Origin of the sequence: Winslowiella iniecta, from assembly GCF_001267535.1 — a bacterium.
Classification (GTDB): domain Bacteria; phylum Pseudomonadota; class Gammaproteobacteria; order Enterobacterales; family Enterobacteriaceae; genus Erwinia; species Erwinia iniecta.
In genome coordinates this window covers 1-429 of the sequence record NZ_JRXE01000071.1, presented here as the reverse complement: position 1 = coordinate 429, position 429 = coordinate 1, and the positions used below count along the sequence as shown (strand labels likewise).

General features: G+C 56.4%; 1 protein-coding gene. It reads left to right on the top strand.

Annotation, left to right across the window (positions count from 1 at the left end):
- Positions 1-429, top strand: a 429-nt coding sequence (locus tag NG42_RS22955; protein WP_052903102.1) for an Ig-like domain-containing protein, incomplete at both ends; no start/stop codon positions are given.

Below are 429 nucleotides of genomic sequence, written 5' to 3'. Positions count from 1 at the left end.
AACGGCGAAACGCTGGACGTCACGCTGACCGATGCGGCGAGCAACACCTCCGCTCCGGCCGAAGCCACCGCAGACGACACCACTGCGCCGCTGGCCCCGACCGATCTGGACGTCTCTGACAACGGCACTACGCTTACCGGTAAAGGTGAGCCTGGAACAACCGTTTCTGTTGAGGATGCCGAGGGTAATATCATCGGTTCCGGTTTGGTCGATGAAGAAGGTAACTTTACCGTTACGCTTAGTCCGGCACAGGCAACGGGCGGGATCCTCGCAGTCACGCTGACTGATGCTGCAAATAACACTTCTGATGCAGCGGATGTAACAGCTCCAATTATTGACGATTCAGATTCTGACTCCGACTCTGATTCTGACAGCGATTCCGATTCCGACAGCGATTCCGATTCCGACAGCGACTCCGATTCCGACAGC